Below are 26950 nucleotides of genomic sequence, written 5' to 3' on the forward strand. Positions count from 1 at the left end.
ACACCTCTGCGAAGGAGGCACACCCGTGGGCAGACACGCCTACTCACCCCCGCCCGGGAGGAGCCCTCGCCGCCGCTGCTGGCTGGCCGCTTCGGCGGTGGCGCTCACCGGCGTCGGCACGGCCGCCGCGAGCGCCACCGCCACTGCCGCCGAGCCCGCCGGCATCGAGCGTGCAGACTTCGACGGCGACGGCTCGTCCGACCTTCTCGCCGGTACGCCCAAGTCCTCGTCATCGGCCGGTTCCGTCCGGGTCGTCCCCGGTGGTCCTGGCGGCCCCGACGCCACCGCGAAGAAGATCGTCACCCAGAACACCGGTTCCGTGCCGGGTGTTTCGGAGTCCGGTGACCGCTTCGGTGCGGACACCGCCTCCGGTGATGTGGACGGCGACGGCAAGCTCGACCTGATCGTCGGCGCGCCCGGCGAGGACGACACCAAGGGCCACGCCAACCGTGGTTCGGTCACCGTCCTGACCGGCGCCTCCGGGCTGCGCGCGGGCAGCTCGTTCACGACCGGCTCGGCTCCGTACTCGCCGACGAACGCCCGCCTGGGCACCGCCGTCGCTGCCGGTGACCTCAACGCCGACGGCCTGGACGACGTCATCGGCGTCGGCCTCGGTGAGGGCGGCAGCGGCGGCTGGCTCACCATCCGCGACAGCGCGACCGGGACGACAAGCACCTTGCGGCTGTCCTTCGGCGATCTGGAGCACGCCGACGTCACCAGCGGAGACTTCGACGGCGACGGATACGACGACATCGCCGCGACGGTCGTCCAGGAGGACGGAGAGGCGTACGCGTACGAAATCCTCGGCGGCGCGGACCGGCACGGCCCCAAGATGACGATCCAGATGAACGCCGGACGCACCATCGACTCCGGCGACATCAACAACGACGGCTACGACGACATCGTCATCGGCCAACCGATCGCCTCCGAGGCCCGCGGCAGCGACGGCTCCGCGAAGGGGCACGCGGGCGGCCAGGTCACCACCAAGCTCGGCAAGCCCGGCGGGCTCTACTACCGGGGCGACGTCACGGCCATCAACCAGAGCACCACCGGCGTTCCCGGCGCCGCCGAGGCCGGGGACTCCATGGGCGCCTCGGTGGCCCTGCGCGACGTCGACAACGACGGCACCCTCGACATCGTCACGGGCCTGCCCGGTGAAGACCTCTCCACCAGGAGGAACGCGGGCACCGCCCTGGTCCTGCGCCTGGCGGCCACCACCGAAGGCGTCTCGCTCGCCGCCGCCGACTCCCTCTACCAGGGCAAGGGCGGGATCGGCGGGGTCCCCGAGAGCGGCGACCGCTTCGGCTCCGCGGTCACGGGCGGGGACCTGTCCGGCACCGGTACCACCGATCTGGCGATCGGCGCGTCCGGCGAGAACACCGGAGACGGAACTGTCGTGCACCGCACGGGCGACGGCCACGCCTCATACCTCGGCCGCCCCGCCCTCGGAACGGCGAAGAGCGGCGAACTCGGCAGCGTACTGGCCCCGTAGCAGTCGAACGATGAGGCCCCCTCTGCCGACTGGAGCCGCCACCAACGGCATCGGTCCCGGTCGGCCGAGGTGCAGCCGGTCTCTGAACGGAGGCGAAAACCTCGGCAGCAGCCGCCGTTCATGGGCAACGAGGCAGGGGGACAAGCCCGACGTCCTCACCGTTGAGCACGGGTACACGAGGCGCAGGAGCGGACCGGACGGGCGGACCAGGAGTCGCGCCCTATGGCGCCCGGCAGGGGGTAGGTCAATGGTGAGTCGAACTCCTGGCAGGCAAGCTGGGCAACGTCACCGCGACGCCCATATCCGGCGATGGTTACGCGGCCGAGGTTCGTTCTCTGTACGAGAGTTGGGGCTACGGCAAGGTAGGCGAAGCGGAGCCGGCGGACGACGCGCCGCTGACCGCCGTCACGGCCAATGACACTTGAGTCCGAAGGGACACCCGCCAAATTGGCCACCCACTGAAGCCCCTCAAGAACACCCCCTCAACATTCGCAAGCCCTACTTCGGCCTCATCAGCCAGCGCATCAAGACGATCGAAGTGCGGGTCGGCCACCCGAAGATCCGCAAGATCGCGTGAGGGCGTTTAGTCACCGTCACACGCAGATGGGGATTTGAACAGTGAGGAGGCAGTTGTCGACGTCGTTGAGGCTGCCGGTCGGGCTCGACTGGGCAGCCGCGGCCTTTATGGCGACGTGCGCGGCGGGCGTCGCGGCCACGGCGGATGCAGCCGTCGCCGCCCCTGCCGCAAGAGCAATGCCCAGGGCAGCGCATACCGGGCACTTTCGCGAAGAGGCTTTCTTGGGGTGGTCTCTCCGTTTGGCGTTCATGGAATGAGAATGCATGCCCGTGTAACCAATTGCGCCTCGAGCGTGGCTGATCGGGCGAATCACGCGGATTCAAAGATGAACGCACTCGCTCTCAACCGCCGGAGGGGCTGCTAGTGGTCCCTCCGGCGGTTGAGGAGCGGGGGGGGTGCAGGGCCGAGGGAAGAAGAATCACCCATCCCTAGGCGGGATGATGAAGCCCCGCGTAGGTCCGGCCTCAGGATGCCGAGAGGGCTCGGGGCCGGCTTCCAGAGACTTCGCCACAACGGACGCCAGGGCGTCAGCGGTCGTGTCCTTGCGGGTCGCCGGGTCAGCGCTGTCGTACACGCGCCACTCGCCCGCAGGGTCCTCCGGATCTTCCGGCGCCACGACTCCCGGGATACCCAGCCGCCTCAGCGCGGCGTCTACTCGCCGGGCTTCTTCTGCGTTCATGCCCTCACCTTTCCGCCGTGCGTCCGGGCAGCTTAGCTACCGCCACCGCCCGAGCAGTGCGATGCACATTTGCCGGGGTTGATAGGGCCGCAGCCCCCAGGCTTGGGAGTGTGCGAGCACTGCGCCGCCATAGGTACCAGGGCCCTGGTCGGCCCCGTCCACAGCTCGACATCTGCGCTGTGGCCCGCCTGCTCGATCAGAGCCACAGTGCGAGTCAGGGCGTCGGGGTCGTGGCGCTTGGGGTCGGGCCTCTCCGGCCAGTGGTGCACGAACTGACCTAGCCGTGCGCATACTTTGGCGTAGGGCCCCGTGTGCAGGATCAGCGCGTGCCACCCCTCATCCACCACCTGTGACGGGGTGATCTTCACCGTGGGGAACTTCGCGGCGGCGTCCACGAACTTGAGTGCTTCCGTCACGATCCGGGCGGCCATAGCCTCAGCCATGCCGGGGTTGTTGTCGATGACCGTTGCGACGACACCCTCGAACGCATCAGTGGTGAGCAAGTCGCGTACATCGTGCATGTGCGTACCTCCCTGGTTGTCGTTCGTCCGGCAACCCCGCTTCGGCCGTTCGTACTGTCGAGGTCTGCTCGGCCGGGGCGGGAGTCTTTTGCGTCAGTTCGGGTGCTGGGGCCCGGGGCCTCGGTGCCCGCGACTTGCGCCCACCCCGCTTCCGGCCGGAGCAAGCTTCTTACTGTGGTCCGGATGCCGCTTGATCAAGACGTTGCAGTCAGTGACCCGGCTCAGGTCTCCGACCCTGCACGCCTCTTCCCTTTCGCGCTCCAGCCGGGCGCACTCGGCACAATGCGCGCTCATGAGGCTCCAGCTTCGCGCCGTGCCTCTTCGAGTCGTCGCGCCAACTCACACGAGCGCTCCGGCGTGCACCGCTGGCACTCCTGGAAGTGCATCAGGCAGGCGGACTCAAGCTGGCGGATGTCTTGCGGACGAGGGCGCGGGGAGACTTCGGCAGTCATGCGCCGCGTGAGGAGTCTGGTTGCATAGGTCATGTCGTCAACCCCCTAGAGGTTGGTGGCCACGCCCCCGGACGTTCGCCGCGTCGCGGGGGTCCTTGCTGTAGGTACAGGGATGTGCCTGGCAGACAGCCTCACGTGGTTGAGGCTCAGGAAGAACGGCCAACGGGGAACCCTTAAAGGGCTTTTGGGGAACCCTCTGTGAGGTCGGAGCTACTCTGGGAGAGATCGCTTCCGTCTTACCGGGTGGCACTCATGGACAATCGCGAGCTCCAGCGCAGCGGCTATCCGCTGACGATCCCCGACTCGCTGCTACAGAGCGAGGCCATGCAACGGGCCTGTGCCGCACGGGACTTTCAGGAGATCTTCCGTCTTGTCAACCGGCGCACGGGCTCAAGCTATGCGGTGATGGCGGCAGCCATCGGAAAGATGACCAGTGCGCGGGTCAGTGACATCGTCCGGGGCGTCCGTGGTATTCGAGGACGTGAGGTCATTGAGCGTGTGGCCGACGCTTTCGGAATTCCCGGGGAAACGCTCGGTTTGGCGAAACGGTCGTGGGAGTACACGGGCCCTGCGGAGGTGGAGAAGACGAAGCGTCGCGATGCGGTGAAGCTCGCCGGGCTTGCCTTCGCAGCCCCGGCCGTCACAGCAGAGATCCTGGAGCAAGCTGCAGCCGAGGCTGTCGAGTTCACCCGGCAGGCCGAGGCCAGCGCCCTCGACTTCGGGACTCTGGATCACCTTGACTTGGCAGTCGTCGAATTCAATCGCGCGTACTCGCTCAAGCCTCCACAACAGGTATTCGAGGCCGTTCTGGACTATCGCCGCAAGGTCGACGCCCTACTCAAGGCTGAGCACACGCACCGGCAGGGCCGGGAACTGTTCGCATTCGCCGGATGGTTATCGGAACTCCTGGCCTGGCTCGCCCATGACCTGGGTAACGCCCGCACCGGCCTCGCGTTCGCCACGGACGCCTTCGCCCATGGCCAGCAGGCCGGACACGGCCAGCTCTGCGCATGGGCCATGGACGCTGCTGCTTCGATCAACTTGTACGAGCAACGTCCCGCCCAAGCCCTGGCTGCCGCACGCCGGGGACTGGCTGAAGCGCCCGGCGGCCACCCGCTGACCGTACGACTGCATGCCCAAGCACGCGCGCCTGCGCAGCCGACGGCAACGCCGAAGGCTTTACGGCCGCGTTCCACGCGGCCGAAGACGCCTACCAGTTGCTTCCGCCACGCTCGCCACGCCGGTTCGGCGTGGATGTCCTGCCGCTGGCGGAATACGCGCTCACCTCCTACCCCGCGACCTCCTGTATCTGGCTCGGCCTGGCCGACGAGGCACGTCAGCACGCCGAACGCGCCCTCTCGACTTACGGATCAGCTCCGCGAGCGTCCCGGTCACCCAGTCGCGAGGCCATCGCTCGCATCGACCTGGCCCTCGCCCGCGCCCAACTCGGTGACCCTGACGAGGCCGTCGCTCTCGGCCATCAAGCTCTCGACTCCGCCCGTGTCGTGGACTCCGTACGCAGCCGGGCCAATGACCTCACCACCTACCTCGCCCGCCGCTTCCCGAGCCGGTCGGCGGTGGAGGGCCTACGCGAACGCCTGGCCATTGCCAACGCGGGCGCCGCCTGCCCCTCAACGCCCACAAACGACACTTGAGCCTGAAGGGATACCCACCACATTGGCCACCAATGCCCGTCAAGAACACGCCCTCAACATTCGCAAGCCGTACTTCGACCTCATCAGCCAGGGCATCAAGACGATCGAAGTCCGGGTCGGCTACCCGAAGATCCGCAGGATCGCGGTCGGAGATCTGCTGCGCTTCACCTCTGGCGATGAGACTCTGCACACCCGCGTGACCGAGGTTGCGGAGTACCGGTCGTTCACCGCCATGCTTGATGCCGAAGACAACGCGGCAATCGGTGCTCATTCCATGAGCCGTGCCGAACTCCTGGATGTGATCCGGGAAATCTACCCGCCCGAGAAGGAGGCACTGGGCGTATTCGCGATCCATATTGAGCCTGCCAAGGAACCGAAGCGCGACTGAGCTTGCCTTTAACGTCCGTCTGTCACTTGTTGGCCTCATGGGCCGCGAGTCTTCAGAGGTGCATACGTCAGTCGTCGACGTTGTCGCCGATCGTGCCCGGCTCACACCAAATCCGCCTCCGCACGCGGTTTCAGCGACCACTGAAGGTCCTTCGACCGCCACGCCATCAGACACCAGGCCACCGGGAACTCCAGCGAGAACAGCCCCAAAGGCAGCGCCACCATCGCCCACCCGAACGCTCCCTCGTCCCCCGCGAACGCCATCTCCCCCCACGCGGCGGCCACCTTCACCACCACATACAGGGAGCCGTCCACCAGGACAGCCCGCCAGCGCGGCAACGGCGCGAGGAACCGGCGCGCCGAAGCGACCACCCCCACCGCCGCCAGCACGAACACCGCCTCCCAGGCGAAGAATTCCGCATAGGAGGAACCTTCGGGCAGCATCCCGTAGCCGTCGATCAGCGCCCACAAGCCGACCGTCAGCGTTCCGGCCAGCCATGCGAAGAACACCACCACTGCGGCATACGGCAGGGCACTGCGCCAGGGAGTGAACACCTCTGGCCTCCTCGAAATCTCACCCGGCCCCCGTGAACCAGACCGGCCCTTTCCGGATCCTCTCTCACGGCACCGACAGCCTGCTCACCGCCCCGCACTCGCCCCCCTCCCAAAAGGGCATTGCCCCAAAGCGCACTGTCCCAAAGTGCAGTGCCCGATGAGGTCATGCCTCAACAGACAATTTCGCCCAACTGCTCGAATCCATAAGGCTGTTCACGCGCCAAACGACAGCATCACGCATCACGCATCACGCATCACGCATCACGCATCACGGGGAGCAAACAGCACATGCGTATCAGCCGCCGCCTGTCCAGCACCGCCATCGCCGGTGTCGCCTCCATCGCCGTCCTCGCCCCGGCCGGCTCCGCCTTCGCCGACTCCCATGTCGCTGCCAAGCCCGCCGCCGTGCAGGCCGCCGACGCCCAGGCCGCCAAGAAGATCCCGGCCAAGCTCACCCCGGGCAGCTACAAGAAGTACCTGAAGAACCAGCGCACCCCGCAGGCCCGGATCACGCTGAAGGCGTTCAACAGGCTCAGCGCCTCCAAGCAGAAGCGGTTCGTCAAGCACCTCCAGAACCGCAACATCTACAAGGCGCTCACCAACCGCGTGAAGGGCCAGCTCAACCAGCCCAAGCACGTCGTCGACCCGTACAACAAGGACGTCAAGTTCGTCACCGACGTCAAGTCCGTGACCATCAAGGACGGCCGCGGCACGACCCGCACCACCTTCTCCGTCTCCGAGCGCATCTACAACATCCCGGTCACCACGGAGACCGTGACGGTGAAGTTCGCCACCATCGGCAAGAAGCAGGTCCTGGGCAAGGTCACCGCCAACGCCAAGGTGAACAACGTCAACGCCGCCATCGCCATCACGGCCGGCCCGGTCAAGGCCTCCGTCAACGGCACCGTCCGCACCGGCAAGGTCGCCTTCACCGCGACCCCGCAGGTCAAGGCGTTCGGCAGGAAGGTCGTCAAGGACGACCGGCTCTCCGTGAACTACACGAAGAAGGCCAAGACCTTCCTCGGCAGCCTCACCAACCGCTGACCCGCACCAGCCTTCCTCACCCGTTCACCAGGAGTAACCGTGAAAACACGCACAACCCTGCGCGCAGCCGTCGCCGCCGTCCTCGCCACCGGCCTGCTCACCGGCGCCGCCGCAACCGCCACCGCCGACCAGGCCGCCCCTCAGGGGCAGCTCAAGCGGCTGACCGTCAAGGACTACACGTCCTACCTCAAGCAGTCCAAGGCGCCCGAAGCCAAGCGCGTCTACAAGGGCTTCAAGAAGCTCTCCGCCAAGGACCAGCAGCGCTTCGTCAACTACCTCCAAAACCGTAACGTCTACAAGGCGTTCGTCTCCTCCACCAAGGGCCACCCCATGGAGGGAGGCGCCCACTTCACCAAGAAGTACAACCGCGACGTCAAGTTCACCACCGACGTCAAGCCCACCTCCAAGGGCACCACCAACAAGACCCACCTCGTCACCCACACCGTGACGGAGAAGATCTACAACATCCCGGTCACCACCCAGGTCTTCAAGCTCAAGTACCGCACCAAGTACAAGAAGCTCATCCCCGGCTCCGTCACCGCCCGCACGGCGGTCTCCAACGCCAACAAGGTCATACACATCCGCCCCGGCAAGGTCGGCGCCCGCCCCGTCGGCAACAAGGCCACCGGATCGACCATCTGGCACGCCGTCCCCGGCTACAAGAGCTTCGGCAAGGAGGTCGCCAAGAACCACAAGCTCACCGCCACCTGGGACGTCCGCTGGACCGCCAAGCTCACCAACCGCTGACTTCCGCCTGGGGCGGGGAAGGAATCACCCTGCTCCAGGCGGCACCACCCGTTTCTCCTCCGCGAAATGGCAGGCCGAAGGATGCACCGCCGCCCCCTTCGCGCCCCGGAACGCCTCCGGAACCGCAAGCAGCGGTACCTCCTCCTCGCACCGCTGCCGCGCCTTCCAGCAGCGGGTGCGGAAGCGGCAGCCCGACGGGATGTTCGCGGGGGACGGCACATCCCCGTACAGAATGATGCGCTCGCGGTGTGACCGGGCCTCCGGGTCCGGGACCGGGACCGCCGACAGCAGCGCTTGCGTGTACGGGTGCGTGGGATGCTCGTAGATTTGCGTGTCCGTGCCCGTCTCGACGATCCGGCCGAGGTACATCACGCCGACCCGGTCCGAGATGTGCCGCACGATCGACAGGTCGTGGGCGATGAAGACGTATGACAGGTTGAACTCGTTCTGGAGTTTCTCCAGCAAGTTGACCACCTGCGCCTGGACCGAGACATCCAGCGCCGAGACCGGCTCGTCCGCCACGATGATCTCGGGGCGGAGTGCCAATCCCCGTGCGATGCCGATGCGTTGGCGCTGGCCGCCGGAGAACTGGTGCGGGTAGCGGTTGATGTACTCCGGGTTCAGGCCGACCACGTCCAGGAGTTCCTGGACCTTCCTGCGGCGGTCGCCCTTCGGGGCCACCTCCGGGTGGATCTCGTACGGCTCTCCGATGATGTCGCCCACCGTCATCCGCGGGTTGAGCGACGTGTACGGGTCCTGGAAGACCATCTGGATGTTGCGGCGGACCGCGCGCAGCGCCCGCCCGGAGAGGTTGTTGATGTCCTCGCCTCGGTAGCGGATCTGCCCGGCCGTCGGCCGTTCCAGGCTCACCAGGAGTTTCGCGACGGTGGACTTGCCGCAGCCCGACTCCCCCACGATGCCGAGCGTCTCGCCCTGCCGCAGGTCGAAGTCGACGCCGTCGACCGCCCTCACCGAGCCGATCTGCTTCTTGAAGAGGATGCCCCGGGTGAGCGGGAAGTGCTTGACCAGGCCGCGTACTTCGAGGAGCGGTTCCCCGTCGGCGCCCGCGCGCTGCTCCTCGGGCAACACTTCCTCTCCGGGTCCTTGTCGCGGGTGCGCTTCCTTCGCTTTCCCGGCTTCCTCCAGAACTTCCTTCGTCAGCTCAGGCATCCCGCAGCGTCTCCTTCCAGAAGTGGCAGGCGCTCCGCCGCTCTCCGTCCTCAACGGCGCCCCCATCCGTGACCCGGAACAGCGGCGGATCGTCCGTGTAGCAGATGTCCTGGGCGCGGGGGCAGCGCGGATGAAAGGGGCAGCCGGACGGGATGGCCATCAGGTTGGGCGGCAGGCCCTTGATCGCGTAGAGCTCCTGGCCCTTCTGGTCCAGGCGCGGGATCGAGTCGAGCAGGCCGCGGGTGTACGGATGGGCCGGGGCCTTGTAGAGGTCGTGCACCGGGGCCGTCTCGACGATCCGGCCCGCGTACATCACCGCGATCTTGTCGGCGACGTCAGCCACCACACCCAGATCGTGGGTGATCAGGATCAGGCCCATGTTGTACTCGCGCTGCAACTCCGCGAGCAGGTCCATGACCTGGGCCTGAACGGTTACGTCGAGCGCCGTCGTCGGCTCGTCCGCGATGATCAGGTCCGGTTCGAGCGCGAGCGCCATCGCGATCATGATGCGCTGGCGCATACCCCCGGAGAACTGGTGCGGATACTGGCCGACCCGCTCCCTCGCCGCCGGGATGCGGACGCGGTCCATCAGCTCGATCGCTCGGAGCCGGGCGGCCTTCCGCGACATGCCCCTGTGCACCACGAACATCTCGCCGAGCTGATCGCCGACCGACAGGACCGGGTTCAGGGACGACAGCGCGTCCTGGAAGATCATCGCCATCTCGGCGCCGCGGATCTTCCGCCGCTCCTCCTCCTTCAGCTTCAGCAGGTCCCGGCCCTTGAAGTTGATCTCGCCGTCGGTGATCCGGCCCGGGGGCATGTCGAGGATGCCCATGACCGCCTGCGCCGTGACCGACTTGCCGGAGCCGGACTCCCCGAGCACCGCCAGCGTCTCGCCCGCGTCCACGGCGTACGAGACACCGTTGACGGCCTTCGCGACGCCGTCCCTGGTACGGAACTCCACCCGCAGATCGCGTACGTCGAGCAGCATGGCCGCTGGTCACCTCAGCTTGGGGTCGAGGGCGTCGCGGACCGCGTCGCCGAGCATGATGAAGGCAAGGACCGTGATGCTCAGGGCGCCGGCGGGCCAGAGCAGCATGTGCGGGGCGTTGCGGATCTGCGGGGCGGCGTTGGAGATGTCGATGCCCCAGGAGACCGTCGGCGGGCGCAGGCCGACGCCGAGATACGAGAGCGTCGCCTCCAGGGAGATATACGTGCCGAGTGCGATGGTCGCCACGACGATCACGGGCGCGATCGCGTTCGGCGCCACGTGCCGGAGCAGCATCCGGCCGCTGCTCGCGCCGAGCGCCCGCGCCGCCTGCACGTAGTCGTTCTGCTTCGCGGTGATCACCGAGCCGCGGGCGATACGGGAGATCTGCGGCCAGCCGAGCAGCACCATGAAGCCGACCACCGGCCAGATCCCGCCGCTGGTGACGACCTGCAGAAAGACCAGGCCACCCAGGATCACCGGGATGCCGAAGAAAATGTCGGCGGTCCGGGAGAGCAGCGCGTCCCCCCAGCCCCCGAAGAACCCGGCGAACCCGCCCAGCACACTGCCGAGCAGGGCCACGCCGAGGGTGGCGCAGACGCCGACGGAGATCGAGGCGCGCGCCCCGTACACCGTGCGCGTAAAGACGTCGCAGCCCTGGGTGTCGAAGCCGAAGGGGTGCCCGGCGGTCGCGCCGCCCTGGGACCGGGACAGATCGCAGTCGTGCGGATTACCGCTCGCGATCAACTGCGGCCAGATCGCGATCAGCAGGAGAAAAACAATGAGCAGCGCGGAGACGACGAAGACCGGATTGCGGCGCAGCTCGTGCCAGGCGTCGGACCACAGGCTGCGCGGCTTGGCCTCGGGCCCGGCGCCCTCGGGCCCGGTGCCCTCGGGCCCGCCCGGAATCGTCTCCAGCGTCTCGGCCTCGGTCATGGCCAGGTCCATCGAACCGCCCGCGCCGTACGGGGCCATGGCCTGGTTCGGCTCGAAGGACTTCGACTCGAAGGGCTTCGACTCGTAGGACTCAGGCATAACGGATCCTCGGGTCCAGGACCGCGTAAAGCAGGTCGACGAGCAGGTTCGCGAGCAGGAAGACCAGGACGAGGATGGTCACGAAGCCCACCACGGTGGGCGAGTTGTTGCGCAGGATGCCCTGGTAGAGCTGGTAGCCGACGCCGTGGATGTTGAAGATCCGCTCCGTGACGATGGCGCCGCCCATCAGGGCGCCGATGTCGGTGCCGATGAAGGTGACCACCGGAATGAGGGAGTTGCGCAGCAGGTGCCGTCTGATGATCCGGTGCCGTGGCAGCCCCTTGGCGATGGCGGTACGGACGTAGTCGGCGCGCGTGTTCTCCGCGATGGACGTACGGGAGAGCCTGGTGACGTACGCGAGGGAGACGAGGGCGAGCACGAGGCCGGGCAGCATCAGCTCGCCGAGCGGCGCGTCCGGCGAAATGGTGGGCCGCACCCACCCCCACTTCACGCCGAAGACGAACTGCAGCAGATAGCCGCTCACAAATGTCGGTACGGAGACGACGACCAGGGTGAGCAGCAGAACGCCGGTGTCGATGGCCCGCCCGCGCCGCAGCCCGGTGACGACTCCCAGACTGATCCCGATGAGGATCTCGAAGACGATGGCGACCGCCGTCAGGCGCAGCGTCACGGGAAAGGCGCTGCCCATGAGTTCGGTGACTTTCTGGCCGTTGAAGGCGGTGCCGAAATCGCCCTGGAAGATCTGCCCCATGTAGTGCAGGTACTGCATCGAAAGGGGCCGATCGAGATACAGGTCGTGGCGGATACGGGCGGCGGTGGCGGGGTCGGGCGCCTTGTCACCGAAGAGGGCGGCGACCGGGTCGCCGAGCGCGTACACCATGAAGAAGATCAGGAACGTGCTGCCGATGAACACCGGGATCATCTGGAGCAGCCGCCGGATCACATAGCGTCCCATGAGGGCTCCTGGGGCTCCGGGGTGGGGCGGCTCAGCTGACCTTGATCTTGTGGAAGACGGGGACGCTGAACTGATTGAGCTCGACGTCGGAGACCAGATCCGAATAACCGGCGCTGCCGTTCTGATACCAGAGCGGAATGGCGGGCATCTGCTCGGCAAGAATCCTCTCGGCGTCCTGGAAGTCCGTGATGGCCTGCTCCGCATCGCTCTCGGCGTTGGCCTTGTCGATGAGCTCGTTGAACTTCGGGTCGTCGAACTTCCCGTAATTGGAGGAGGCGTTCTTGTAGTAGAGCGGCTCGAGGAAGTTCTGGATGAGCGGGTAGTCGGCCTGCCAGCCGGAGCGGAACGGCCCGGTCATCTTGAACCTGCTCATCTGGCTCTTGAAGTCCGCGAACGTCCCGATGGGGTTCACGGTGCACACATTGCCCTTGTCCAGTGCCTTGTTGATGCTGTTGCAGACGGCGTCCATCCACTGCCGGTGCGACCCGGTGTCGACGTTCGAGGTGAGCGTCATCTTGCCGCCGGGAAGCCCACCGCCCTCATCGATCAGCTTCTTGGCCTGCTCAGGATCAAAGGTGCAGGCATCCCCGCAGAGTTGGTCGCTGTAGCCGCCCTTGTCACCGAGAGCGGGAGACGTCCAATCCTTGGCGGGGGTGCGGGTCTCCTGATAAATCTTCTTGGTGATCTCCTCCCGGTTGATCGCCATGGAGATCCCCCGGCGGACCTTCTCCATCCCGGGCCTGCCCCACGCGGGGTCGTACATGGGGAAGACGATGGTCTGAGTGATCAGCGCGGGCTGGTTGATATAGCGCTCCCCCAGATCACTCTGCACATTCTTCAACTGCTGAGCGGGCAGATCGTCGACGAGATCGAGATTCCCGGCCATCAGATCGGTGTACGCGGTGTTGTTGTCCGTGTAGACGTTGAGGTCGACGCCGCCGTTCTGCGCCTTGTCCGGGCCCTCGTATCCGTCCCACTTACGGAGCTTCATGCCGGAGCCCTTGGCGTACGACTCCACGGTGTACGGCCCGTTGCCGATGGGCTTGGAGAGCCAGCTGTCGTGGTCGTCGAAGAATGCCTGGGGCAGGGGCGCGAAGGCGCGGTAGCCGAGGGTCTGTGGCCAGGTGGAGAACGGCGTCTTGAGCGCCACCGTGAAGGTCTTCTCGTCCTTGACGACGAGCCCCTTCATGCTCTTGGCGGTGGGCTTTCCGTTCTCCGGGTGAACGTCTTCGTAGCCGACGATGTCCGAGAAGAACGGTGCGTTGTTCTGCTTGTTGTCGATGTGGGCAGCGTAATTCCAGGCGTCCACAAAGGACTTGGCGGTGAGCTTCTCGCCGTTGCTGAAGTTCCAGCCGTCCTTCAGCGTGATGGTGAAGTTCTTCTGGTCGGTCGTCTCGATCTTCTCGGCGATCATGTTCTGGGCCTCGCCGGTCTTGGGGTCGTACTCGCGCAGCCCCCGGAAGATCATGTCGAGGACCTTGCCGCCCTGGACCTCGTTGGTGTTGGCGGGTTCCAGAGGATTCTGCGGATCGCCCCAGGAGGCCCGGACGATTCCCGCGCCATCGCCACCACCGCCACCGCCTCCCCCGCCGCCACAGGCGCTCGCCACGAGGGCGACCGCTGCCGCGCATGCGGCCCACTTGGCGGGTGCGGCTCGGCGCATGGAGTGCCTCCGTATTCGGCCCCAAATCTCTCGTTGGGCCCAAATACACCGCAATCGACAGAACGGTGCACTCCAGAGGCGGCCAGACGCCGCAGCGTCGGCACGATCGGGCTACGCGGTCAGCGCACCCAGTTCTTCAGGGGTCCGGTGTCCAGTGCGAAGCCGAGGGGGTCGGGGAGCGTCACTTCCTTGCCGAACGGCACGGTGTTGGCCTGCTCATAGCGGACCCTGTCGGGCGCCGAGTAGACGGTGACCTCACAGCTGTCCCGGTCGATGAGCAGAAACACCGAGATTCCGGTCTCCGCGTAGGCCCGGGGCTTCTCGACCCGGTCCCGGCGGTCGGTGTCCTCGTCGTACGAGGTGACCTCCACGACCATCAGGACCGGCTCGGGGTCGGCCCACTCCCCTTGGCCTGCGAAGGAGCTCCCGACCTGTCGTCGAGCGCGGTCTTTTCGGTCCTCCTTCGCCTCTGCTGATCCTACGGGTTCCGGATCCTGATGCCCGGAGAACCAGGAAGGGGCAGGGCTCGCCGCTCAGCCCGTCCGGCGTTTGAGGGCGAGCGCGGTCAGCGCGATATCCGGGGGTCCGGGGCGGAGCCCCCAGTTACGGGAAGGGGCGGGGCTGGGGAGAAAAGGACGGCGCCAGGTCAGTCGCCAGGCGCGCGTGCAGATGCATGTCGTGGAAGACCCCCGGCTGCTTCGCCGGGAGGAATCCGCGGAGGACCCCCTCCGGGGTGAACCCGCACCGGTCCGCCACCCGGCACGACGCCTCGTTGCCGAGCGCATGGCCCAGGTCGACCCGGTGCAGCCCCACCCTCCCAGCTCTCCATCCGTGAGCGGACGTACTTACGGGCACCCGCCGCGTCCATCTCATCCGCGATCCCCGCGTTCCACTTCTGGAAGTCCGGGTCGTTCAGGCCCCGCAGCGCCGCCTCGGCGTCGGTCGCGTCCTCGCGCCAGAGCCGCAGCCGTATCCCCAGACCCGTCAGCTCGACCGGCTCAAGGGCGCCGGGTTCCCCCGCACCGCTCGTCATGGCACTCCCTTTTTCTTCTTGTTCTTCTTGTACGCGGACTTGTACGCAGAAAGAGCGCCCGGAACCCCACGGTTCCGGGCGCCCCACAAGACGCAGCAGGCGGTCAAGCCGCGTGCACCACGTCCTTCTCCTCCGCGAAGTGGCACGCCGACTCGTGCGCGGCCAGCGTGTCCTGGCCCTTGAACCGCTCCGGGATCGCGAGCAGCGGCACCTCCTGCGAGCACCGCTCCTCCGCCTTCCAGCAGCGGGTGCGGAAGCGGCAGCCCGAGGGCGGGTTCGCCGGGGACGGGACGTCACCGGCGAGGATGATCCGCTCGCGGCCCTCTCGAGCCTCAGGGTCGGGCACCGGCACCGCGGACAGGAGCGCCTGTGTGTACGGGTGCGTCGGGTGGTCGTAGATCTCGGTGTCCGTGCCGATCTCGGCCATCTTCCCGAGGTACATCACGCCGACTCGGTCGGAGATGTGGCGCACGATGGAGAGGTCGTGGGCGATGAAGAGGTACGACAGGTTGAACTCGTCCTGCAACTTCGCCATCAGGTTGATGACTTGAGCCTGCACCGACACATCAAGCGCCGAGACCGGCTCGTCGCAGATGATGATCTCCGGGTTGAGGGCCAGGCCGCGGGCGATGCCGATGCGTTGGCGCTGCCCGCCGGAGAACTGGTGCGGGTACCGGTTGATGTACTCCGGGTTCAATCCCACTACGTCCAGGAGTTCCTGAACCTTGCGACGCCGGTCGCCCTTGGGGGCCACCTCCGGATGGATCTCGTACGGCTCTCCGATGATGTCGCCCACCGTCATACGGGGGTTCAGCGACGTGTACGGGTCCTGGAACACCATCTGGATGTTCCGGCGGACCTCCTTCAGAGCTCGGCCGGACAGCTTGGTGATGTCCTGCCCCTTGAAGAAGACCTCGCCGGACGTTGCGGTCTCCAGCGTCATCAAGAGCTTGGCGACGGTGGACTTGCCGCAGCCGGACTCGCCGACGATGCCTAGGGTTTCGCCCGGGTACAGGTCGAAGGAGAGCCCATCGACGGCCTTGACCGCGCCGATCTTCCGTTTGAAGAGGATGCCTTGGGTCAGCGGGAAGTGCTTGACCAGGTTACGGACCTGCAGGATCGGCTCACCGCGCTCGAGCGTCTCAGGAGTCGCGTCCACCGGCTCGTCCTTCTTGTTCAGGTCAGCCATGGATCGTCTCCTTCCAGAAGTGGCACGCGCTGCCGCGGCCGGCCAGCTCGGTGCCGTCCTGCTCGGTCACCGGGTGCAGCGCCGGGGTGTCCGTACGGCATGCGTCCTGCGCCATCGGGCAGCGCGGGTTGAAGGCACAACCGGACGGGATGCGCGTCAGGTTGGGCGGCAGACCCTTGATGGCGTAGAGCTCCTGGCCCTTCTGGTCCAGGCGCGGGATCGAGTCGAGCAGACCCCGGGTGTATGGGTGCGCGGGCCGCTTGTACAGCTCATGCACCGGCGCGGTCTCCACGATCCGGCCCGCGTACATCACCGCGATCTTGTCGGCGACGTCAGCCACCACACCCAGGTCGTGAGTGATCAGGATCAATCCCATGTTGTACTCGCGCTGCAACTCGGCCAGCAGGTCCATGACCTGAGCCTGGACCGTGACGTCGAGCGCCGTGGTGGGCTCGTCCGCGATGATCAGGTCCGGCTCGAGCGCGAGCGCCATCGCGATCATGATGCGCTGGCGCATACCGCCCGAGAACTGGTGAGGGTAGTCGTTCACCCGCTGCTTGGCCGCCGGGATACGCACCCGGTCCATCAGCTCGATCGACTTTGCCTTGGCCTCTTTCCGGCTCAGGCCCTGGTGGACGCGGAACATCTCGCCGAGCTGGTAGCCCACGGAGAGCACCGGGTTGAGGGAGGAGAGCGCGTCCTGGAAGATCATGGCGATCTTGGCGCCGCGGATCTTGCGGCGCTCCTCGGCGGACATCTTCAGCATGTCCTGGCCACGGAAGAAGATCTCCCCCTGCGGGATCTTGCCGGGCGGCATGTCGAGGATGCCCATGATCGCCTGGGCGGTTACGGACTTGCCCGAGCCGGACTCGCCGAGCACGGCGAGCGTCTCGCCCGCCTTCACCGCGTAGTTGACGCCGTTGACGGCCTTGGCGACGCCGTCCCGGGTGTGGAACTCCACGTGCAGATCGCGGACTTCGAGCAGCGGGGTGCCGTCCTCATCGGCGCCGCGTGGGGCGGGAATGTCCATAGTGCTGTCGATGATGGTCAACGTACGCCCTCCTAGCGCATCTTCGGGTCGAGGGCGTTGCGCACGGCATCGCCGAACATCAGGAACGCAAGGACGGTGAGGGACACCAGGACCGACGGCATCAGGAGCGTGTGCGGGGCCACGCGCAGGTCGTCCTTGGCGCTCGACACGTCCACGCCCCAGGAGACCGTCGGCGCGGAGACGCCGATGCCCAGGAACGACAGCGCGGCCTCAGCCGCGATGTAGCCGCCGAGCGCGATGGTCGCGACGACGATCACCGGCGCCGCCGCGTTGGGCAGCACGTGCTTCAGCAGGATCCGGGAGGTTGAGGCGCCGAGCGCCTTGGCCGCCGTCACGAAGTCGGACTGCTTGACCGTGATCACCGCACCACGCGACACACGGGCGATCTGTGTCCAGCCGAGGAAGGCCAGCGCCAGGATGACCATGTACACCTCGCGCTTGTCGAAGGTGGTCAGAACGACCATGGCACCCAGCATGAACGGGATGGCGAAGAACACGTCCGTGATCCGCGAGAGGAGCGCGTCCGCCCAGCCGCCGAAGTACCCGGCGAGCATGCCTACGAGGCTGCCGAGGAGCGTGACGAGCACCGTCACACAGATGGCCACGGTGAGCGAGGTGCGGGTGCCGTAGACCATCCGGGCCCAGATCGACTGGCCCTGCTTGTTGTAGCCGAGCCAGTCCTCCTGGAAGACGTGCCCGAAGTTCGGCTTCTGCAGGTACCTGTTGGCGAGGTCCGAGGCCCGTGGGTCAGCGCCGGTGAACAGGCCCGGGGCTATCGCCATCGCGACCAGAAGCACGATGAGCACGGTGGAGATGACGAAGAGCGGGTTGCGCCGCAGGTCGTGCCAGGCGTCCGTCCAGAGGCTGCGCGCCTTCTCGACCTTCTCTTGGCCGGACTCGACCGCGTCCGGCTGCATGGTGTCGTTGACGGTGAGTGTGTCAGGCATAACGGATCCTCGGGTCCAGGACCGCGTAGAGCAGGTCGACGATCAGGCTGGCGGCGAGGTAGACGAGCACGAGCAGCGTGACGATGCCGACGACCGTCGATCCCTCCCTGCGGATGAGCGCGTTGAATACCTCCAGGCCCACGCCGCGCACGTTGAAAATGCCCTCGGTGATGATGGCGCCGCCCATCAGGGTGCCGATCTCGACGCCGAGGAATGTGACCACGGGAATCATCGAGTTGCGCACCAGGTGGACGCCGATCACGCGGCGACGTGGCAGGCCCTTGGCTACGGCGGTACGGACGTAGTCGGCCCGCAGGTTCTCCGCGACGGACGTGCGGGTCAGTCGTGTGACGTAGGCCAGCGAGAGCGCGGACAGGACAATCGCCGGCAGCACCAACTGCCCGAGATTCTCGGAGTCCGTGACGTTCGGCTGGGTCCACCCGAGCACGAAGGCGAACAGGTACTGCACGGCGTAGCCGAGGACGAACGACGGGACGGAGACCAGCAGCAGCGCCACGAGCAGCAGCGTTCGGTCAGTCAGCGTGTTGGGGCGAAGCCCGGCGATGACGCCGAGCGGGATGCCCACGGCGACCAGGAACGCGAAGGCGAAAAGGGCGAGCCGGATCGTGACGGGGAACGCGTCCGCGATCACGTCGGCGACCGGCCGCTGGCTGGCGATCTGGGTACCGAAGTCACCCTGGAACAGGCCGAACAGGTAGTCCCCGTACTGGACCATGAACGGCTTGTCGAGGCCGAGTTCGTGTTTGATCTGAGCGATCTGGCTCTGATCGATTTGCTGTTCCCCGAAGAGCGCGCGCACGGGATCGCCGGGCAGCGCGTACATCATCGAGAAGATCAGGAAAGTTGATCCGATGAACACCGGAATCATCTGGAGCAGTCGCCGCGCGACATAACGCCCCATGGTGCGCCTCCGTGAGGGGTTGCTAGCCGGAAGGGCCGCCCTCCCCGGCGGGGAGGGCGGCCCTTCCGGGGTGCCCTGTGGTGGTGCGTGTGCCCGTGCCACCACAGGGCGACGGCCGAGAGGGTTCAGGCCCGAAGGCGCTGGATTACTTGACGGTGACGTCGGACAGGACGAAGTCTCCGCGGTAGTCGATCTCCACGTTGTCGACGTTCTCGCTGTGGCCGCCGTTCATCGCGTAGTACCAGAGTGGAATCGCCGGCATCTTCTTGACGAGCTCCTTCTCCGCCTCCTGGTACGCCTTGATGGAGGCCTCCAGGTCCTTGGCGTGGTCGCCCTTCTTGAAGAGCTCGTCGATCTCCTTGTCGCTGAACCGGCCGTTGTTGGCCTCGGCAGTGGTGCCGTACAGGTCGTGCATGAAGTTGACGTTCAGCGGGTAGTCCGCGACCCAGCCGCCCCGGTAGAAGCTCTTGACCTTGTCGTTGTCACGGAACTCCAGGTCGGTCTGGAAGTCCGGCTTGGCGTCCGGCAGGCACTCGATGTCAGTGGCCTCGTTGATGGAGTTGCAGACCGCGTCCACCCACTCCTTGTGGCCGCCGTCGGCGTTGTACTGGATCCACATCTTGCCGCCCGGGAGGCCGCCGCCCTCCTTGATGAGCTGCTTGGCCTTCTTCGGGTCGTACGTGAAGACATCCGTGTCGAGGGACTGGCCGCCCTTGACGGACTTGGGCGCGAAGCCCTCGGCCGGGACGCGCGAGCCCTGCAGCGTCTTCTCGGTGATGGTCTTGCGGTCGATGGCCATCGAGATGCCCTGCAGCACCTTCGGGTCGATGTCCTTGAATTCCTTGTTGTAGAACGTGGGGACGATCGACTGGACGGCCGCGTACGGCTCCTCGATCGCGCGGTCGCCGAGGTCCGTCTTCAGCTTGGGCAGGTCCTTCGGGCCGACCTGGCGGATCAGGTCCAAGTTGCCGGAGAGCAGGTCCTGGTAGGCCGCCTCGACGGTCGTGTAGTTCTTGAACAGGATGCCCTTGTTCTTGGCCTTGTTCGGACCCTTGTAGTCCTTGTAGGCCGACACCTTGATCAGCTTGTTGTGGTCCCACTTGTCGAACTTGTAGGGGCCGTTGCCGATCGGCTTCTTACCGAACGCCTTCGGGTCCTTGTAGAAGGCCTTGGGGAGCGGCGAGAAGGTGTAGTAGCCGAGCTTGTAGTTCCAGTACGGGATGCCCTCGGTCAGCTCGACGGTGAAGGTCGTGTCGTCGACAACCTTCAAGCCGGACATCTCGTCCTTGGTGGGCTTGGCCCCCTCCTTGGCCGGGTGAACGTCCTCGTAGCCCTTGATGCCCTCGAACCAGAACGAGTTCTGCTGGTTGTTCTCGACGTTGGCGTACCAGTTCCACGCATCCACGTAGGACTGCGCGGTGACCTTCTCGCCGTTGTGGAACGTCCAGCCCGGCTTGAGCTTGATGGTCCAGGTCTTGTTGCCGTTCGACGGTTCGATCGACTCGGCACCGCTCAGAACCTGGTTGCCCTGCTTATCGAACTCAGCGAGGCCGGTGAACAACGCCTGAATGACGTACGAGCCGAGCTGCTCGTTCGTGTCGGACGGGATCAGCGGCTTCTGCGGCTCACCGACGTCGACCGAGATGAAGCCCTCAGGCTGCCCCCCCGTCTTGCCGTCGCCGCCGCTGCTACCGCCGCAGGCGGTCGCGGTCAGGGCGACGACTATGGCACCGGCGACCCACTTGGCGCTCTTGGCACCGCGCATGGGTTCCTCCTCATGAGTCCACTTGTTCACTACAAGAGGGGGCACGGGATACCACGTCGACACCCCTGACGACGAGGATCAAGTCCCCCAGTGTGCTCGTGAGTCGGCGCTCCCCACAGCGCATGACCCATTGACCCGAGCTCTACGCGCCCAACTATTGGCCATGGGGTTCCGGCACGGCCACAGCCTTTTGGTTTCGGTTCGATCACACCTCGTCGCCACATCTTCCGAAATCCGGACAAAGCGATCCGAGATAGATGGCCGCGAAACGGACTCGTTACTCACGTATCGGTCACACGAGTCCGATTTCCGGACGCAGCCCGCACGAAATTCGGTTGCGCCTGCCCGTCCGGCTCGACCTCCACACGCCCCGAGATGACTCGGCGCGCCAGCAGCCAACGTCACCGTCCGACGCTCTCACGTCGCCGCCAGGACACTTGCCCCCCTCATCCGGGATCGACAACCTCAGGAATCCCTCAACTCTCTGGCGCCACGTCACCTACAGCCATAGGTTGATCGCGTCCCGTCAAGGGACGGGATCTTACCGGGGAGGCCCGACCAACCTCCCCTACAGAACGGGGAGTTTCATGACCAAGAGACTGACCGCCGGCCTTGCCGCGACGGGTGTTGCCGCGACGCTGCTCGTGGCCTTGCCCGCGACCGAGGCCTACGCGGGGGAACAGTGCAAGATCAAGGTCGTACCGGGGTGGGAAAAGGTCATCAACACCTCGAACTCCATGACCGTGGCGTACCGCACCTTCGTGAAGAACCAGACGGGCAAGACGCAGAGCTACAAGTTCACTTCGAAGCGCTCCAAGACCAGCAGCTTCAAGGTGGAAGCCACGATCAGCGCGTCGATGAAGGCATGGGTGTTCGCTGAGGTCAAAGGGGAGATCAACAGCGGTATCGAAAAGTCCTGGACATCGGAGATAGGCATTGAGGCGTACGGCAAGGTAAAGCCTCACCACACCATGTACGGCAATTACGGGATCATGAGGGAGAACTTCAAGCTCCGCCAGAAGGTTCGCTACTCCAACTGCAAGGAGGGGTACGTGTATCGGCCGGGCCGTGCCCCGTACCGCGAGGGTTGGAAGACCTGGACCAGGAAGAACTAGCGGTCCCGAGTATGCGTATCAGGAAAGCTCTCGCCGCCGCTACCGCGGCACTGATGGGGATCGCAGTCGCAGCCTGCTCCGGTCCGGAGTCGAACGGATCCGAGTCCCCGCCTGCCTCCCAGCCGCCGAACTCCTTCGCTCCACAAGAGAAGCGGAAGGATCTGGCACTGGAGATCCCCGACCTGGAATCACAGGATTTCGACTACCCAGTGGAGACCGGGAACGGGACCCGCGACCTTGGGAAGATCGCGATCTCGAGGTCGTCGTACACCCTTTTCGCTGCCTGCACCGGAGGCGACAAGGTAGAGATCCGAAGCGGTGACGAGCACGTCACCGAAGTGCCGTGTGACGGCGTCAACACCGTGGGCCAGGTGTGGCCCGACGCCAGGACCCAGCACATAAGGATCACCGGCTCGAAGAAGTCACACTGGAAGATCGCCCTGGTTCAGGGGACAGTGACTCCCTCCTAAACCTCACTGATATTCCTCGACCGACTCGCGGCCAGTCACGCAAGGGCCCGGGCCCCCAACTCTCGGGGGACCGGGCCCTGTTGACGCTGCGGTGGACCGTCAGCCGTGCTTGGCGCGCGAGGCCGCGCGGGCGCGCTCGCGGGCGTCCAGGTTGACCTTGCGGATGCGGACGGCCTCCGGGGTGACCTCGACGCACTCGTCGTCGCGGCAGAACTCCAGGGACTGCTCAAGGGAGAGCTTGCGCGGCGGCACGATGGACTCGGCGACGTCAGCGGTCGAGGACCGCATGTTCGTCAGCTTCTTCTCCTTCGTGATGTTCACGTCCATGTCGTCGGAGCGGGAGTTCTCACCGACGATCATGCCCTCGTACACCTCGGTGCCCGGCTCCGTGAAGAGCACGCCGCGCTCCTGGAGGTTGATCATCGCGAAGGCGGTGACCGCACCGGACCGGTCGGCCACGAGCGAGCCGTTGTTACGGGTCGTCAGGGTGCCGAACCAGGGCTCGTGGCCCTCGTGGATGGAGTGCGCGATACCCGTACCGCGGGTGTTGGTGAGGAACTCGGTACGGAAGCCGATCAGACCGCGGGACGGCACGACGAACTCCATGCGCACCCAACCCGAGCCGTGGTTGGACATGTTGTCCATCCGGCCCTTGCGGACGCCCATCAGCTGCGTGACCGCGCCCATGTGCTCCTCGGGCACGTCGATCGTCATGCGCTCGACCGGCTCGTGCACCTTGCCGTCGATCTCGCGGGTGACCACCTGCGGCTTGCCGATGGTCAGCTCGAAGCCTTCCCGGCGCATCGTCTCGACCAGGATGGCGAGCGCCAGCTCACCGCGGCCCTGCACCTCCCAGGCGTCCGGCCGGTCGGTGTCGAGCACCCGGAGGCTGACGTTACCGATCAGCTCGCGGTCCAGACGGTCCTTGACCTGGCGGGCGGTGACCTTGCGGTCCTTGACCGCGGCCTTGGCGTCCGCGCCCTTGCCGGTGCCGCCGCGGCCGACCAGCGGCGAGGTGTTCGTACCGATGGTCATGGAGATCGCGGGCTCGTCGACCGTGATCAGCGGAAGCGCGACCGGGTTCTCCGGGTCCGCCAGGGTCTCGCCGATCATGATGTCCGGGATACCGGCGACGGCGCAGATGTCACCGGGACCGGCCTTCTCCGCAGGCTTACGGGTCAGCGCCTCGGTCATCATCAGCTCGCTGATGCGGACGTTCGCCACGGTGCCGTCGCGCTTGATCCACGCGACCGTCTGGCCCTTCTTGAGCTCGCCCTGCTCGACCCGGAGCAGCGCGATCCGGCCGAGGAAGTTGTCCGCGTCGAGGTTGGTGACGTGCGCCTGCAGCGGGGCGTCGGCGTCGTACTGCGGCGCCGGGACGGTCTCGAGGAGCGTCGTGAAGAACGGCTCCAGGCTGTCGCTGTCGGCCGGGACGGTGCCGTCCTCCGGCTTGGTCAGCGAGGCGACGCCGTCACGGGCACAGGCGTAGACGATCGGGAACTCGATCTGGTCCTCGTCCGCGTCCAGGTCGAGGAACAGGTCGTACGTCTCGTTGACGACCTCGTCGATCCGCGAGTCCGGACGGTCCGTCTTGTTGATGCAGAGAATGACCGGCATCCGGGCCTGGAGCGCCTTACGGAGCACGAAGCGGGTCTGCGGCAGCGGACCCTCGGAGGCGTCCACGAGCAGCACGACCGCGTCCACCATCGACAGACCGCGCTCGACCTCGCCGCCGAAGTCGGCGTGGCCGGGGGTGTCGATGATGTTGATCGTGATCGGCTCGCCGCCGTCCTTGGGGTGGTACTTAACGGCCGTGTTCTTGGCCAGGATCGTGATGCCCTTCTCACGCTCCAGGTCGTTCGAGTCCATGACGCGGTCGTCGACGGAGTCGAGCTGGTGCGCGGCGAAAGCACCGGCCTGCTTGAGCATGGCGTCGACCAGAGTGGTCTTGCCGTGGTCGACGTGGGCGACGATGGCGACATTACGAATGTCGTGACGCGTAGACATGACGGCCATACGAGCTGCGCTTCTCCCGGGAAGAGTGGACGGCTGTCGCGTACGGTCCGGCACGCGAGCCCTGCCGGGCAGAACACGCCACGGCCTCACCCCATCCTACGTTGACGCCGCGATCCCGCCTCCTCGGGGCGGTACCGCGGCGTCTGACCTGGGGTTTTTCCTTCTGCCTAGGACTTCTTCAGGACTTCTTCCGGGCGTTCTCCGACTCCTTCTGCTGACCGCGCTGAGGCTTACGGAAGCCGATGTCCTGGTAGTGCGGCGTCTCGAACCCGTACGCACCCACATTGACCAGGTTGGATCGGGCGGCGATCAGCTGCGGCCGCTGGAAGAGCGGAATCGAACCGGCCACCGCCCAGATCCGGGCATCCGCCTTGCGGACCAGGTCACGGGCCTTCTCCTCGTCCAGCTCGGCGGCCGCCTGCTCGAAGAGCTGGTCGATGTGGTCGGTGCCGACCCGCGTGTAGTTCTGCTCCACGGTCAGCGAGCCGTCGGCCGCGGGCTGCGGCTTGGCGAAGATCGGGCGGCCGTCGGTGGCCGGGAAGGCGGTGGCGGGCCAGGAGTAGAGGGCCAGGTCGTACTGGCCGGAGGCGATGTGGTCCCGGAAGTAGCTGTCCTCGGGGACCTTGGTGATCTCGGTACGGATGCCGATCTTCTCCAGCATCCGGGAGATCTTCTCGCCCACGGTGCGCAGCTGCTCCGAGCCGGGCCCGGTCGGGAGCACGAAGCGCAGGGACAGCGCCTTGCCCTTCTTGGCGTACGGTCCGGCGGCGGGCTTCGGCGCCGCGGTGCCCTTGGGGGCGTACGCGCCGTGGACACCGTTCTTCTCCACGGGCTCCTTGGCCTGGTCCTTGGTCCGGTCCTTGGCCTGGTCCTTGGCATGCCCCTGGGTCGAGTCCTTGGCCGGGTGCTGGTCGGCGTCGCCGGGCTTGCCGTCTGCGTTCTCGCCGTTCTCGCCGTCCTTGCCGACGATGTACGTACCCGAGCTCTCCTCCTTCTTCGCCGTCTTCTCCTCGCCGTCCTTCTTCTGGTCCCCGCCCTTCTCCCCGTCCTTCTCCGCGGCCTTCTCCGCCGCCTTCTCCTTCTTGCCGTCCTTCTCGATCGGGCCGCCCCGGACCCAGCCCGCGTCGGCGAGCAGCGCCTGCGCCTCGTCGGCATCCTGCCTCCCGAGGGCGCCACTGTTGTCCTTGTACGCCTTCTGCCCGGCCAGCGCCAGGTGGCTGCCGACCGGCTGCGCGGGCAGGCCGAGCGGCTTGAGTACGGTCTCGGCGAGCGCGGCGCGGTCGATGGCGCGGGCCACGGCGCGGCGCACCCGCTCATCGGCGAGCGGGCCGTCGGCGCCGTTCAGAGCCAGCTGCGTGTACGCCGGTTCGAGGGACTTGCGGACCCGGAAGCCGCGCAGGGCACGCTGCTCCTTGGCGTACTTCTTGATCGCTTTCTGCTGCTTCTCGCGCGCCTTCTGCGCGGTCGCGTCCTTTTCCTCGTCGCCGGTGTTGGCCCGCGCCCAGGAGCGGAGCGCCTCGGCCGGGGTGAGGTCGGCGCCGGGGCCATGGGCGAGCGGGCCCTTGGCGCCCTTGTCCCGGCGGGCGAGCTCGATCCGCTTGGCCTCGGACGGGCCGATCTCGGCGAGGTCGATCTTGCCCTCGGCGAGCGCGGCGATCCGCTTCTTGCGCGGCACCGCCTGGAGCACCAGCTTGTCGAGCTTCGCGGGCCGACCCCACCAGCGATCGTTGCGGGCCAGCGTGATCCGGCCCTTCTTCTTCTCCACCTTCTCGATGGCGAACGGGCCTGCGGTCTTCTTGAGCTTGTCGCGCGCCCCGTCGTTGAAGGTGTCGGGCGTACCCATGACCTCCTTCGGGTACAGCGGCGAGAACAGCGAGCGCCAGTCCGCGTACGGCTTGGCGAAGGTGACCCGCACCTCCAGGTCGCTCTTGCCCCGCTCGACCTTCTCGATCCGGTCGTAGCCCGCGTTGCGCGCGGTCCAGTAGGCGCTGTCCTTTCCGGACAGGGCGCGCCACTGGGCGGCGAAGTCGGCGGCGCTGATCTCCCGGCCGTCGCTCCAGACGGCCTTCTGGTTCAGCTGGTAGAGCACGACCTGCTTCGGCTCGCGCTCGATGACCTCGGCCTTCTCCAGAAAGTCCGGGTTGCGTACGGCATGGCCCTTGGCGTCGAGCGTGTACATCGACGGCAGCACGGCGCCCGCGACCCGGGTGGTGGCCGCATCGGCGTCCGCCTGGAAGGAGTTGAAGGTCTCGGGCAGCGCGTCCATCGCCCAGGTCACCTTGCCGCCATGGGCCACCAGGTCGCGGGCCGCGGGCGCGATGTCCTGGGGCGCCAGCGGTGCGCCGGCCTCCTCGCCCGAACCGCAGCCGGCCAGCGCGGGCACCGTGAGGACACCCGCGATGAGACACGCGGCCGCGCGCAGGGCAGGACGCCTTCTGACACCGGCTGCTTGGGCTCTGGCCATGCCTGGTCACCTCACGTCTGGCGGGTATGCCGGAGTAATATGGAGCTGATCACACCTATTTGCCCCACTGAAGGTGACCAAGGGCGCGCCTCGTTGG

22 protein-coding genes and 1 pseudogene are annotated in these 26950 nt (G+C 66.5%); 6 read left to right on the plus strand and 17 right to left on the minus strand.

Features of this window, described 5'->3' with window-relative positions; translation table 11 throughout:
* The first annotated feature begins 25 nt into the window (after positions 1 to 25).
* Complete coding sequence (locus ACWD10_RS21900; protein ID WP_451093432.1) at positions 26 to 1492, plus strand: FG-GAP repeat protein; 1467 nt, start codon at positions 26 to 28, stop codon at positions 1490 to 1492.
* Between the two features lie 593 nt (positions 1493 to 2085).
* Here ACWD10_RS21900 and ACWD10_RS21905 read toward each other — a convergent pair.
* A complete protein-coding gene (locus ACWD10_RS21905; protein WP_451093434.1) occupies positions 2086 to 2319 on the minus strand; it encodes a hypothetical protein in 234 nt (77 codons plus the stop codon).
* Positions 2320 to 2780: 461 nt separating this feature from the next.
* A complete protein-coding gene (locus tag ACWD10_RS21910; RefSeq protein ID WP_451093436.1) occupies positions 2781 to 3269 on the minus strand; it encodes a glycine-rich domain-containing protein in 489 nt (162 codons plus the stop codon).
* Positions 3270 to 3973: 704 nt separating this feature from the next.
* On the opposite strand from ACWD10_RS21910, the gene ACWD10_RS21915 reads away from it, so the two are divergent.
* Complete coding sequence (locus tag ACWD10_RS21915) at positions 3974 to 5764, plus strand: ASCH domain-containing protein (protein WP_451093438.1); 1791 nt, start codon at positions 3974 to 3976, stop codon at positions 5762 to 5764.
* 101 nt (positions 5765 to 5865) lie between these two features.
* Here ACWD10_RS21915 and ACWD10_RS21920 read toward each other — a convergent pair whose 3' ends face one another.
* Complete coding sequence (locus tag ACWD10_RS21920) at positions 5866 to 6318, minus strand: hypothetical protein (RefSeq protein WP_451093440.1); 453 nt, start codon at positions 6316 to 6318, stop codon at positions 5866 to 5868.
* A gap of 288 nt (positions 6319 to 6606) precedes the next feature.
* Between ACWD10_RS21920 and ACWD10_RS21925 the strand changes: the two genes are divergently transcribed.
* Positions 6607 to 7362, plus strand: a complete 756-nt coding sequence (locus tag ACWD10_RS21925) for a hypothetical protein (protein WP_451093442.1) — start codon at positions 6607 to 6609, stop codon at positions 7360 to 7362.
* Positions 7363 to 7401: 39 nt separating this feature from the next.
* On the plus strand, positions 7402 to 8109 hold the full coding sequence (locus ACWD10_RS21930) for a hypothetical protein (RefSeq protein ID WP_451093444.1): 708 nt from the start codon (positions 7402 to 7404) through the stop codon (positions 8107 to 8109).
* A 24-nt stretch (positions 8110 to 8133) separates the two neighbouring features.
* Here ACWD10_RS21930 and ACWD10_RS21935 read toward each other — a convergent pair whose 3' ends face one another.
* The 12 genes and pseudogenes from ACWD10_RS21935 to ACWD10_RS21990 form a co-directional block, all read right to left on the minus strand.
* Positions 8134 to 9279: an ABC transporter ATP-binding protein gene (locus ACWD10_RS21935; RefSeq protein WP_451093446.1), complete on the minus strand. Its 1146-nt coding sequence runs from the start codon at positions 9277 to 9279 to the stop codon at positions 8134 to 8136.
* The gene (locus ACWD10_RS21940; RefSeq protein WP_451093448.1) at positions 9272 to 10270 is read right to left on the minus strand and encodes an ABC transporter ATP-binding protein; all 999 of its coding nucleotides are present in this window, start codon (positions 10268 to 10270) and stop codon (positions 9272 to 9274) included. Before ACWD10_RS21940 ends, ACWD10_RS21935 begins: the two co-directional genes overlap by 8 nt.
* 9 nt (positions 10271 to 10279) lie before the next feature.
* Positions 10280 to 11302 carry an ABC transporter permease gene (locus ACWD10_RS21945; protein ID WP_451093450.1) on the minus strand — a complete coding sequence of 341 codons (1023 nt, stop codon included), beginning with the start codon at positions 11300 to 11302 and terminating at the stop codon, positions 10280 to 10282.
* Positions 11295 to 12218 (minus strand): ABC transporter permease, encoded by a 924-nt coding sequence (locus tag ACWD10_RS21950; protein ID WP_451093452.1) that lies wholly within the window; start codon positions 12216 to 12218, stop codon positions 11295 to 11297. Before ACWD10_RS21950 ends, ACWD10_RS21945 begins: the two co-directional genes overlap by 8 nt.
* A 31-nt stretch (positions 12219 to 12249) precedes the next feature.
* Complete coding sequence (locus tag ACWD10_RS21955; protein WP_451093454.1) at positions 12250 to 13881, minus strand: peptide ABC transporter substrate-binding protein; 1632 nt, start codon at positions 13879 to 13881, stop codon at positions 12250 to 12252.
* A gap of 119 nt (positions 13882 to 14000) precedes the next feature.
* A pseudogene (locus ACWD10_RS21960) lies at positions 14001 to 14303 on the minus strand (Uma2 family endonuclease); the annotation flags it as partial.
* A gap of 181 nt (positions 14304 to 14484) precedes the next feature.
* The gene (locus tag ACWD10_RS21965) at positions 14485 to 14694 is read right to left on the minus strand and encodes a GNAT family N-acetyltransferase (protein WP_451093456.1); all 210 of its coding nucleotides are present in this window, start codon (positions 14692 to 14694) and stop codon (positions 14485 to 14487) included.
* 323 nt (positions 14695 to 15017) lie between these two features.
* Positions 15018 to 16103: an ABC transporter ATP-binding protein gene (locus tag ACWD10_RS21970; RefSeq protein WP_451093458.1), complete on the minus strand. Its 1086-nt coding sequence runs from the start codon at positions 16101 to 16103 to the stop codon at positions 15018 to 15020.
* Positions 16096 to 17154, minus strand: a complete 1059-nt coding sequence (locus ACWD10_RS21975) for an ABC transporter ATP-binding protein (RefSeq protein WP_451093460.1) — start codon at positions 17152 to 17154, stop codon at positions 16096 to 16098. Before ACWD10_RS21975 ends, ACWD10_RS21970 begins: the two co-directional genes overlap by 8 nt.
* 11 nt (positions 17155 to 17165) lie before the next feature.
* Positions 17166 to 18101, minus strand: a complete 936-nt coding sequence (locus ACWD10_RS21980) for an ABC transporter permease (protein ID WP_451093462.1) — start codon at positions 18099 to 18101, stop codon at positions 17166 to 17168.
* Positions 18094 to 19023: an ABC transporter permease gene (locus tag ACWD10_RS21985; RefSeq protein WP_451093464.1), complete on the minus strand. Its 930-nt coding sequence runs from the start codon at positions 19021 to 19023 to the stop codon at positions 18094 to 18096. Before ACWD10_RS21985 ends, ACWD10_RS21980 begins: the two co-directional genes overlap by 8 nt.
* A gap of 145 nt (positions 19024 to 19168) precedes the next feature.
* The gene (locus ACWD10_RS21990) at positions 19169 to 20788 is read right to left on the minus strand and encodes a peptide ABC transporter substrate-binding protein (protein ID WP_451093466.1); all 1620 of its coding nucleotides are present in this window, start codon (positions 20786 to 20788) and stop codon (positions 19169 to 19171) included.
* Positions 20789 to 21375: 587 nt separating this feature from the next.
* On the opposite strand from ACWD10_RS21990, the gene ACWD10_RS21995 reads away from it, so the two are divergent.
* Entirely contained in the window at positions 21376 to 21903 is a 528-nt protein-coding gene (locus ACWD10_RS21995) for a hypothetical protein (RefSeq protein ID WP_451093468.1), read from the plus strand.
* Positions 21904 to 21956: 53 nt separating this feature from the next.
* Complete coding sequence (locus ACWD10_RS22000; protein WP_451093470.1) at positions 21957 to 22373, plus strand: hypothetical protein; 417 nt, start codon at positions 21957 to 21959, stop codon at positions 22371 to 22373.
* A 99-nt stretch (positions 22374 to 22472) separates the two neighbouring features.
* On the opposite strand, the gene typA is transcribed toward ACWD10_RS22000, so the two are convergent.
* A complete protein-coding gene (typA, locus tag ACWD10_RS22005; protein ID WP_451093472.1) occupies positions 22473 to 24380 on the minus strand; it encodes a translational GTPase TypA in 1908 nt (635 codons plus the stop codon).
* Positions 24381 to 24567: 187 nt separating this feature from the next.
* Positions 24568 to 26853, minus strand: coding sequence for an ABC transporter family substrate-binding protein (locus ACWD10_RS22010; RefSeq protein WP_451093474.1), 2286 nt, complete (start codon positions 26851 to 26853; stop codon positions 24568 to 24570).
* Positions 26854 to 26950: the final 97 nt, after the last annotated feature.

The organism is Streptomyces sp. NPDC002851, assembly GCF_053591935.1.

Bases quoted from the DNA above. Each gene is read 5' to 3' on its own strand.
- ACWD10_RS21915 (WP_451093438.1), top strand. From the start codon at position 3,974: ATGGACAATCGCGAGCTCCAGCGCAGCGGCTATCCGCTGACGATCCCC.
- ACWD10_RS22010 (WP_451093474.1), bottom strand. From the start codon at position 26,853: ATGGCCAGAGCCCAAGCAGCCGGTGTCAGAAGGCGTCCTGCCCTGCGC.
- ACWD10_RS21905 (WP_451093434.1), bottom strand. From the start codon at position 2,319: ATGAACGCCAAACGGAGAGACCACCCCAAGAAAGCCTCTTCGCGAAAG.
- ACWD10_RS21940 (WP_451093448.1), bottom strand. From the start codon at position 10,270: ATGCTGCTCGACGTACGCGATCTGCGGGTGGAGTTCCGTACCAGGGAC.
- ACWD10_RS21910 (WP_451093436.1), bottom strand. From the start codon at position 3,269: ATGCACGATGTACGCGACTTGCTCACCACTGATGCGTTCGAGGGTGTC.
- ACWD10_RS21925 (WP_451093442.1), top strand. From the start codon at position 6,607: ATGCGTATCAGCCGCCGCCTGTCCAGCACCGCCATCGCCGGTGTCGCC.
- ACWD10_RS21955 (WP_451093454.1), bottom strand. From the start codon at position 13,881: ATGCGCCGAGCCGCACCCGCCAAGTGGGCCGCATGCGCGGCAGCGGTC.
- ACWD10_RS21950 (WP_451093452.1), bottom strand. From the start codon at position 12,218: ATGGGACGCTATGTGATCCGGCGGCTGCTCCAGATGATCCCGGTGTTC.
- ACWD10_RS21945 (WP_451093450.1), bottom strand. From the start codon at position 11,302: ATGCCTGAGTCCTACGAGTCGAAGCCCTTCGAGTCGAAGTCCTTCGAG.
- ACWD10_RS21985 (WP_451093464.1), bottom strand. From the start codon at position 19,023: ATGGGGCGTTATGTCGCGCGGCGACTGCTCCAGATGATTCCGGTGTTC.
- ACWD10_RS21990 (WP_451093466.1), bottom strand. From the start codon at position 20,788: ATGCGCGGTGCCAAGAGCGCCAAGTGGGTCGCCGGTGCCATAGTCGTC.
- ACWD10_RS21970 (WP_451093458.1), bottom strand. From the start codon at position 16,103: ATGGCTGACCTGAACAAGAAGGACGAGCCGGTGGACGCGACTCCTGAG.
- ACWD10_RS21935 (WP_451093446.1), bottom strand. From the start codon at position 9,279: ATGCCTGAGCTGACGAAGGAAGTTCTGGAGGAAGCCGGGAAAGCGAAG.
- ACWD10_RS21995 (WP_451093468.1), top strand. From the start codon at position 21,376: ATGACCAAGAGACTGACCGCCGGCCTTGCCGCGACGGGTGTTGCCGCG.
- ACWD10_RS21980 (WP_451093462.1), bottom strand. From the start codon at position 18,101: ATGCCTGACACACTCACCGTCAACGACACCATGCAGCCGGACGCGGTC.
- ACWD10_RS22000 (WP_451093470.1), top strand. From the start codon at position 21,957: ATGGGGATCGCAGTCGCAGCCTGCTCCGGTCCGGAGTCGAACGGATCC.
- typA (WP_451093472.1), bottom strand. From the start codon at position 24,380: ATGTCTACGCGTCACGACATTCGTAATGTCGCCATCGTCGCCCACGTC.